This window comes from Candidatus Glassbacteria bacterium, from assembly GCA_019456185.1.
Taxonomy (GTDB): domain Bacteria; phylum Gemmatimonadota; class Glassbacteria; order GWA2-58-10; family GWA2-58-10; genus JAJRTS01.
The window spans coordinates 1-7,860 of record VRUH01000095.1; the positions used below are offsets into that span (position 1 = coordinate 1).

Annotated in this window: 8 protein-coding genes; 4 read left to right on the top strand and 4 right to left on the bottom strand. The window is 59.9% G+C overall.

The genetic code is table 11. The features are described from left to right. Positions 1-217 precede the first annotated feature (217 nt). Positions 218-979, bottom strand: a complete 762-nt coding sequence (locus FVQ81_17680) for a hypothetical protein (GenBank protein ID MBW7998362.1) — start codon at positions 977-979, stop codon at positions 218-220. Positions 980-1,078: 99 nt separating this feature from the next. Next, a complete protein-coding gene (locus tag FVQ81_17685) occupies positions 1,079-1,654 on the bottom strand; it encodes a TRAP transporter large permease subunit (GenBank protein ID MBW7998363.1) in 576 nt (191 codons plus the stop codon). 21 nt (positions 1,655-1,675) lie between these two features. Here FVQ81_17685 and FVQ81_17690 point away from each other — a divergent pair, with 21 nt between their 5' ends. The 3 genes from FVQ81_17690 (at position 1,676) to FVQ81_17700 (ending at position 4,472) form a co-directional block, all read left to right on the top strand. Continuing rightward, entirely contained in the window at positions 1,676-1,858 is a 183-nt protein-coding gene (locus FVQ81_17690) for a hypothetical protein (GenBank protein MBW7998364.1), read from the top strand. 262 nt (positions 1,859-2,120) lie between these two features. Continuing rightward, complete coding sequence (locus FVQ81_17695) at positions 2,121-2,981, top strand: hydroxymethylpyrimidine/phosphomethylpyrimidine kinase (protein ID MBW7998365.1); 861 nt, start codon at positions 2,121-2,123, stop codon at positions 2,979-2,981. 333 nt (positions 2,982-3,314) lie between these two features. After that, positions 3,315-4,472, top strand: a complete 1,158-nt coding sequence (locus FVQ81_17700; protein MBW7998366.1) for a twin-arginine translocation signal domain-containing protein — start codon at positions 3,315-3,317, stop codon at positions 4,470-4,472. 285 nt (positions 4,473-4,757) lie between these two features. Here FVQ81_17700 and FVQ81_17705 read toward each other — a convergent pair whose 3' ends face one another. Continuing rightward, complete coding sequence (locus FVQ81_17705) at positions 4,758-6,086, bottom strand: TRAP transporter large permease subunit (protein ID MBW7998367.1); 1,329 nt, start codon at positions 6,084-6,086, stop codon at positions 4,758-4,760. A 110-nt stretch (positions 6,087-6,196) separates the two neighbouring features. Beyond that, positions 6,197-6,760 carry a TRAP transporter small permease subunit gene (locus FVQ81_17710; protein MBW7998368.1) on the bottom strand — a complete coding sequence of 188 codons (564 nt, stop codon included), beginning with the start codon at positions 6,758-6,760 and terminating at the stop codon, positions 6,197-6,199. 270 nt (positions 6,761-7,030) lie between these two features. On the opposite strand from FVQ81_17710, the gene FVQ81_17715 reads away from it, so the two are divergent. Continuing rightward, on the top strand, positions 7,031-7,453 hold the full coding sequence (locus FVQ81_17715) for a RidA family protein (GenBank protein MBW7998369.1): 423 nt from the start codon (positions 7,031-7,033) through the stop codon (positions 7,451-7,453). Positions 7,454-7,860 lie beyond the last annotated feature (407 nt).

The following is a 7,860-nucleotide window of genomic DNA, read 5'->3' on the forward strand; positions in this document are numbered from 1 at the left end:
GAAGATGTTTCCGTAAATCGGTGACCTTGATTTGTTGCATGATTTTTTCTCCTCATTATGTACAGATTTATTGTACATAATCTGGAATGAATTGCAATGATCGGAGCCGCACTTTAGCCGGGAAACGGAGTGGAATTGGCCGGATGGGAATAATGGGAATCGTGGCGGGTCAATCTGTTGGGAATCAAATCACATAACCGGATGACTGCGATCGATCTCAATTGCTTTTGGGCGGGGTGACGTTGCCGGTCTCCCCGCGCTCCTCGATCCCCATTTCCAGCAGTTCCAGCAGCAGCTTTTCGCGTTCCACATGAGTGGGGGCTTCCAGCAGGGCCTGTTTTTCCACCGGAGCCAGGGGAAGAGACATGGCCAGGGTATTGAGGGCCGCCAAGCCGTGCAATTTTCGTAATTCGCCGAAGGCCATGGGCAGGCTCTTCCCCCGCTTCCAGCAATCCAGAGCGGCCATCAGCCGGGAGGGATCGTAGGACGGATCAGATTCCAGGGTATCGCCCTTGAACTCATCGTAGGAGGCCCGCACCCGCCTGTATCCCTTCAGCAAGGGAAGTTCCCCGGTGATGCGAAAGCGGGAAACCCCTTTCAGAGCGATGGCGTACCGGCCGTCGGGAGTGCGCTCCCAGCGCTCGATGCGGCCCACACAGCCAACCGTGTACAATTCCGGTTCTTCCGGGTGCGGATTGGCCAGTGCCTCGGGGGAAGGGCGGTTGTCCTGGCGCGGCACCAGGGGCTGCACCATCCCGATCACGCCCGTGGCGTCCTCCCGCACCGGCTCCGGCGCGGTTGGATTGTTGGCGGGTTTGCCGGCGCCGCCCCAGGAATCCTCCGCCACCCCCACCGCATCGGCGATCATGTGGCGGTAGCGGGGTTCGAAGATGTGCAGGGGCAGCCACATCCCGGGAAGCAGCATGATCCCGGTTAGCGGAAATACCGGAATGATTTCAGGGAGGGAGGAGGATTGCATGGGGAATTGGCGCCAGCGAGGGCCATCCGGGCGTTAGGGCGGGCCCATCCGGGCTGTGGGGCGGGCCCATCCGAAGGGACGGGGTTCCGCCCATCAACCTCAGAGGCCGAAAAGGACTTCGGGCAGCCAAGTGGCGATACCGGGGATGAACCAGAAGATCGCCAGGGAAAGGATTTGAATGAGGACGAAGGGGATCACACCCTTGTAGATTTCCGTGGTCTTGATGGAATCCGGCGCCACACCCCGCAGGTAAAACAGGGCGAATCCGAAGGGAGGCGGCAAAAATGAGGTCTGGAGAGTGACCCCCAGTTGGCAACCGAACTCCCGGTAACGCCATGTTGAAACCATACCGGATTGTAGCAGAAATCGAAATGCCGCAGTCAATGCCGCGGTCAATGCCGCGGTCAATGGCTCGGTTGCCGGAAAATTGCGCCGCCTCACAAACGATGCCATGCTCAGCGAAAACCCCAATCGAATTAGCGGAGACGGCCGATGAGTGGCAATGCACATAAAATTGCGGTGGTGCAGGCCAAGGACACGCAATTTGTGGGTGGCGGACTGCGCCCCTACCTGGAGTATCGCGACCTTGGCATCAACGCAGCCACGGAAGGACAGTATCACGCTCATGTGATCCGCCCCACGGCGCCCTGCCCCGCCGGCGGTACCGGCAAGCATTTTCACAACCTGGATTTTCAGATGAACTACGTCCTGAAAGGCTGGGTGAAGATGTGGATCGAAGGTGCGGGCGAAGTGCGCATTGATGCCGGGGGCTGCTGGCTGCAGCCGCCCTCAATTCCGCATAGTCTGGTGGACTATTCCGAGGACGCCGAGTGGGTGGAGGTCACCGCGCCCGCGGCGTTCGACACAAAGGAACTTTGAGACACCGGAAACTCTTGTAACATGGAATCCTGGTTCTGTACCTCCGATTGCTGCTGCTGGCGGTGTTTATTGAACACCGCCTGGTGCAGGGCTTGTCGCGGGCGGCAACTTCCAGATTGGATTTGAATTAGATATCCAAAGCGCGATACCCATGGTCGACTGACTACCTGACAAATTGGCCAAATTCACCCATGAGGGCGGACGGACAAAGAACCCTGTTTCACCGGACGACCTGTTCACAAATATTATTGCGGGTAACTGAATGGAAAATGCACCAGTGGACATCACGCCACCTCTGGCCTTGCTCAGTATTTCGGGCTTGAGCAGCACCGGCCTCTCGGGAACGGAGGGGGATTTAAAAACCTTCGCGGCGCTTGGCACTTTCGGCGTGTCCGCCGTGACTGCCATTGTCACACAAACTGCTGCCGGTGAGGCGCAATGCGAGCCAGTCACGCCTGGCGCGGTGACGGCACAAATTCAGGCCGCGATGGATAATGTCGCCATCAGCGCGGTCAAGGTGGGCATGCTGCCCTCCATGGATTCGGTGTACGCTGCCGCAGAGGCCCTGCGCGCCGCACCGCCGCCCCCGGATCACACAGCGCAAGGCAAGACGCTGCCCTATATTGTAGCCGACCCAATGGTTGGGACCACCGCCGGTTTTGGGCCGCTCGGCGCCAAGGCCGTAGAAGCGTTGAAGCAGACCATTTTCCCCATGGCGTCCTTGCTCACACCAAACGCCACTGAGGCTGCGCTGCTGAGCGGGCGCGAAGTGGATACGCCCGAGCATATCGAGTCCGCCGCCAAGGCGCTGTTCGACAGCCTGGGTGTGCCGGTGCTGGTAACCGGCGGGAGATTTTCCGACAGCGACGAGGCCACGGACGTCTTGTGGGATGGGCGCGAGTTGGAATTCTTCAACACGCCGTACCTGCGGGGTGTGAACACCAAGGGCAGCGGATGCACACTGTCGTCGGCGGCAGCGGTTTACATGGCCCGCGGGTTTGGGCCGGGCGACGCCGTCGCGCAAGCAAAGGACTATCTGCAGCAATCATTGGCGGCGGCGCTACCCCTGGGGCGGCGGGTCATCCTCAATCATGCCCACGCACCCAAGCCCATGCGCGGCTGACGCACGTTCGCCCGCATCCCCGGGAAGCATCCCGGCATGCGCTGTATCGTCCCGGATTGGAGCCCGTGAAAGCCTGTCCGCACGAAACAGGTGGCACATATTCTTGTATTGCGTTGACAAGTTGACGCCTAAAAGTTAGGAAATTACGGTGGCTGGAAAAATTAGTGCGTTGCCGTCTCGGAGTCGCTCGCGATGTGCGCGCGATGGGGGATGATTTTATGGGGGAATTCCAGGTCCCGCCCTCGACCGAACCGCACCAATCATCAAATTGAGGAGAAGCAAATGCAGGATCAAAATAACCCTGGCTCGCTTAGGAATTACGTCCCCGAGCACATGAAGACGGTTCCTGAGCGCCTCAAAGAGGTAGACGAAAATTACAAATCAACCGTCAACCGGCGATCATTTCTGAAAAAGGCGGGGCTGGGCGCCGCAGCCACCATGGCCGTGGTGTCCTACCCCGGCAAGCCGACCCACGCCCAAGCCAAGTTCCGCTGGCGCATGGCCACCAGTTTCGGGATCACCGCCCCGGTGCTGGGCACCAACCTGCCGTTGATGGCCAAGGACCTGAAAACCATGACCAAGGGCCGGCTCGACATCAAGGTATTCGGTGCCGGCGAACTGGTGCCCGCCTTCGGCGTGTTCGATGCGGCACAGCAAGGCGCCATCCAAATGATGTACAGCGCCTCGTACTACTGGGCCGGCAAGGTGCCCGCCACCCAGTTCACATGCTCGGTGCCCTTCGGCATGAACGCCCAGCAGACCAACGCCTGGTTCTACCACGGCGGCGGACACAAGGTGTGGCACGAGTTCTACAAAAAACACGGGCTGATCGCGTTCGTGGCAGGCAACACCGGCACCCAGATGGGCGGCTGGTACCGCAAGGAGATTAACAGCATCAAGGACTACGACGGCCTCAAGATGCGCATCCCCGGTCTGGGAGGCAAGGTGGTGGCCGCCGTCGGCGGCACGGTGGTTCTGCTGCCGGGTCCGGAAGTTTTCCCCTCCCTGGAACGGGGCGTGATCGACGCCTGCGAGTGGGTCGGCCCGTATTACGATTACAATCTGGGTCTGCACCAAGCGGCGACTTATTACTATTCGCCCGGGTGGCACGAACCTTCCACCAACAACGAGTTGACCATCAATCTGAAGGCGTGGAACTCGCTGCCCAAGGAATTCCAGTTGATGGTCGAGCACGCAGCCTACAACCTGAACGTCCGCAATCTGGCTGAGTTCGACGCCAAAAACCTGGAGTATCTCGGCAAGATCGAGAGATACGCCGGCGGGAAGATCAAGTTCCGCCAGTTTCCCGACGACGTGCTCAAGAAGCTTTACGAGGCGGCCGAGGAGATCAGCGAGAAGGTGGCGAACTCCGATTCGGACGCGCGGAAGGTGTACGATTCGTACAAGAAGTTCCGCGACGGCGTGCGGAAGTGGCACAACATCAACGAAGTGTCCTACCAGGAAGCGCTGAAGACCGTCGGCGCGATCTAGTTCCATCCTCGCTCCCTTTTCGGGAGAGCGGTGGAGCCATATCTGGTAGCGACGCCATTACCACGGCGGGGCCCTTTGTCCCCGCCGTTTTTTTTTGCCTGGATGGGGAAACTGGGGTGAATTCCGCCCAGCAGGGTGGAATCCCGGCCTCGGCACAGGGTGACGGCGGAAGGCGATTGGAGCACGAGGAAATCCAGGCCGTCCCCGGCGCAACCGGGCAGGCGCCACCTGAAAGGAAATTCCCGGAGGCCTGGAACGCGGATGGGGAGCAGCGGACTCAGGCCGTCATATGCACTGACTGCTGAAGACCAGGCAGGGGAGCCAGAGCACCAGTTTCGGGAAGAACACAACGATCACCAGCCCGATCAATTGCAGCGTCACGAACGGTACGATGCCCTTGTAGATGTGGGCCGTCGTGACGCCGGGCGGGCAGACGCTCTTGAGGTAAAAAAGCGCGTAGCCAAATGGGGGGGTGAGAAAGGAAGTTTGCAGGTTGACGGCAATCAGAATCGCGAACCAGACCGGATTGAACCCGTAGTAGACCATCAGCGGGGTCAGCACGGGCACGTGGATGAAGGTGATCTCGATGAAATCCAGGAAAAACCCGGCCAGGAACAACGTCATCATCACGATGGCCAGCACGCCCCACTTGCTCAATTCCAAGGCCGTAATGAATTCCCGGATCAGGTCGTCGCCACCCAGCCCCCGGAAGGTGAGCCCGAAGGTCTGCGCGCCCACCAGAATGATGAATACCATGGAGGTAAGGCGCACGGTGGTGCGCATCACTCCGGTGATCATCTCCATGGAGAATTTCCGGTTCCACATCACCAGCAGCATCGCCGCGCTGGCGCCCACGGCCGCGGCTTCGGTGGGCGAGGCGATTCCGGCGAAGATGGAGCCCAGCACGGCCATCATCAGCGCCAGGGGAGGAAACAGGGAATGCATCACGCGGCGCAACAATTCCACCCGGGTGATGGCGTCCAACTCCTCTACGGGAATGGGCGGTGCGGAGACCGGGTGCAGGAAACCAATGACAAGGATGTAGCTCAGGTATAGCCCCACCAGCACCAGACCGGGGAGGACGGCCCCCATGAACAGGTCACCCACGGAGATGTTCATAATGTCCGCCAGCACCACCAACACGATGGAAGGCGGAATGATCTGGCCCAGCGTGCCCGAGGCGGCGATGGTGCCGGCGGCCAGTTCCGGCGAGTAGTTGCGCCGCAGCATGGTCGGCAGCGCCAGCAGGCCCATGGTGACCGTTGTGGCGCCGACGATGCCGGTGGAGGCGGCCAGCAGCGCGCCCACGACCGTCACGGAAATGGCCAGCCCGCCCCGCAGCCGCCCGAACAGCAAGGCCATGGTGTCCAACAGTTCCTCGGCCAACCCCGAGCGTTCCAGGGTCACCCCCATGAACACGAACAGGGGCACCGCCACCAGGGTGAAGTTGGTCATCACCCCCCAGATGCGCAGGGGCAGCAGATTGAAGAAATTCAGCCCGAAACCCAGCCAGCCGAAAAGGAGCGCCAGGGCGCCGATGGTGAACGCGACCGGGTAGCCGATCAGCAGCAGCCCGAAGAGGGCTACGAACATCCAGGCCGGCAGGAATTCCATGAACCAGCCGGGAAGGATTTCATACATCATTACGGTTTTACTCCCTGGTAGGGCGTCCGCGTCCTGTTTAAGGCCGCTGGGATGGGTGATTGAGAGCGCATTGGGTGGAATTACCGGGATTCTTCGCTGATTCTCCTGGAGCGGGCGGCAATGCTGTCCCCCCGCAGGGCCTCGGGCGGATCGCCCATCAATTCCCGTATTTTCTTGTACACATTGACCATGCCCTGCAAGCCGAGCAGGAGAAAGCCCAATGGGATGAAGGCCTTCAAAACATAGTAGCAGCACATTCCGCCCGGGTCCGCGGAGAACTCCCCCACCAGCCAGGATGACTTGATGTACCAGAAGGAGGTGAGAATCAACAGCAGGCACATCGGAAACAGAAAGATGAACGCGCAGGACAGATCCACGATGTTCTGCCCTTTCCTGCTGAGCCGCGAGTAGACGATATCCACCCGCACGTGCTCGTTGTAGAGAAAGGTGTAACCGGCGCAGGAGAGGAAGATGATGGAAAACAGCCACCATTCGCTTTCCTGGATGATCACCGCGCCGGTATTGAACAGGTAGCGGGATATTACGTCTCCCGTGACCAGCAGCACCAATGCCAGCATCATCCAGCCCATCGCCTTACCGGTCCAGTCGTTGATCCGATCGATCCATGCCGCAAGTACCTTCATTGGGCTTTCCCCTTCCCTCAACTGATCATCTTTGTTGGGCGCTATTTGGCGTAAAAGGAACGCATCCAGATAGCCGATCCATTTGGGGATGTCAACCGGCGGCTGGATAATTAGGGCGGTGTGCGGGCGGCTCGCCTGGAATGAGACTGTATTTCATCCCTTGCTGTCGCCGGTCTGTGTTATGCGTTACCATCACCTCTCGGCGTGCCACGGTGTGTCCCAGCGCGCCCGAAAACATTACACCCGATTCGATCAGGCAAGGAGCGATCCATGAATAAAACCGTTTATCCGCTGGCAAGAACAACCCTTTCCGACGATGGAAAATTTGCCGGACCCGTGGCCTTTTCCAATGGGGTCAAGGTGAGTGGGGGTGATTTGCTGTTCATTTCCGGCCAGTTGGCCTTCGACGGAAATATGGAGTTGACCGGAAAGGGCGATATGGGCGCCCAAACCCGCCAGGTATTGAATAATATCGCCAAGGTGCTCGATCAAGCGGGGGGAACCTTCCAGGACATCGTCCGGGTGACGGTGTACGTGAAGGATATCTCCCGGTTCCGCGAAATTCACGACGCCCGCCTGGAATTCTTCGACGCGGAGCATCTCCCGGCTTCCACCATGGTGGAAATCTCCGAATTCGTCCATGACGATGCGCTCATCGAAATCGACGCCATCGCCGTGATCGCTGGATCATAGCGGGAGGAAGGAGAGGGAGGTCAGAGCGAATAGGTTTCCCGGCCTCCCGGTGTTGCGATGGTGAGCCGGTTCCCGGGGCCGCCGGCTTCTTCGCAATAGCCCACCCGGCGCACGCCGATTCCATGTTCCCTCCCGATCTCCTCCAGGACGGGCAGCAGGGAGGGCCGCCCCACCACCTCCATCCGGTGTCCCATGTTGAATACCTGCATCATCTCCCGCCAGGGGGTGGCGGTCACTTCGTGGATGATGGAAAAAATGGGAGGGACGTCGAAAAGGGAATCCTTGACGTAGTGCAGGCCCTGCGCGTTGCCGCCGGCGCGGAGGATCTTGGTTTGGCCCCCTCCCGTGCAGTGTACCAGCGTCCCCACATCTCCCCGGTGCCCGTCCAGCAGGGTCTTGATCACCGG

Excerpts from the sequence above, each read along its gene's own strand:
- FVQ81_17680 (MBW7998362.1), bottom strand. The coding sequence starts at position 979 with ATGCAATCCTCCTCCCTCCCTGAAATCATTCCGGTATTTCCGCTAACC.
- FVQ81_17685 (MBW7998363.1), bottom strand. The coding sequence starts at position 1,654 with ATGCTTGCCGGTACCGCCGGCGGGGCAGGGCGCCGTGGGGCGGATCAC.
- FVQ81_17690 (MBW7998364.1), top strand. The coding sequence starts at position 1,676 with ATGAACTACGTCCTGAAAGGCTGGGTGAAGATGTGGATCGAAGGTGCG.
- FVQ81_17695 (MBW7998365.1), top strand. The coding sequence starts at position 2,121 with ATGGAAAATGCACCAGTGGACATCACGCCACCTCTGGCCTTGCTCAGT.
- FVQ81_17700 (MBW7998366.1), top strand. The coding sequence starts at position 3,315 with ATGAAGACGGTTCCTGAGCGCCTCAAAGAGGTAGACGAAAATTACAAA.
- FVQ81_17705 (MBW7998367.1), bottom strand. The coding sequence starts at position 6,086 with ATGGAATTCCTGCCGGCCTGGATGTTCGTAGCCCTCTTCGGGCTGCTG.
- FVQ81_17710 (MBW7998368.1), bottom strand. The coding sequence starts at position 6,760 with ATGAAGGTACTTGCGGCATGGATCGATCGGATCAACGACTGGACCGGT.
- FVQ81_17715 (MBW7998369.1), top strand. The coding sequence starts at position 7,031 with ATGAATAAAACCGTTTATCCGCTGGCAAGAACAACCCTTTCCGACGAT.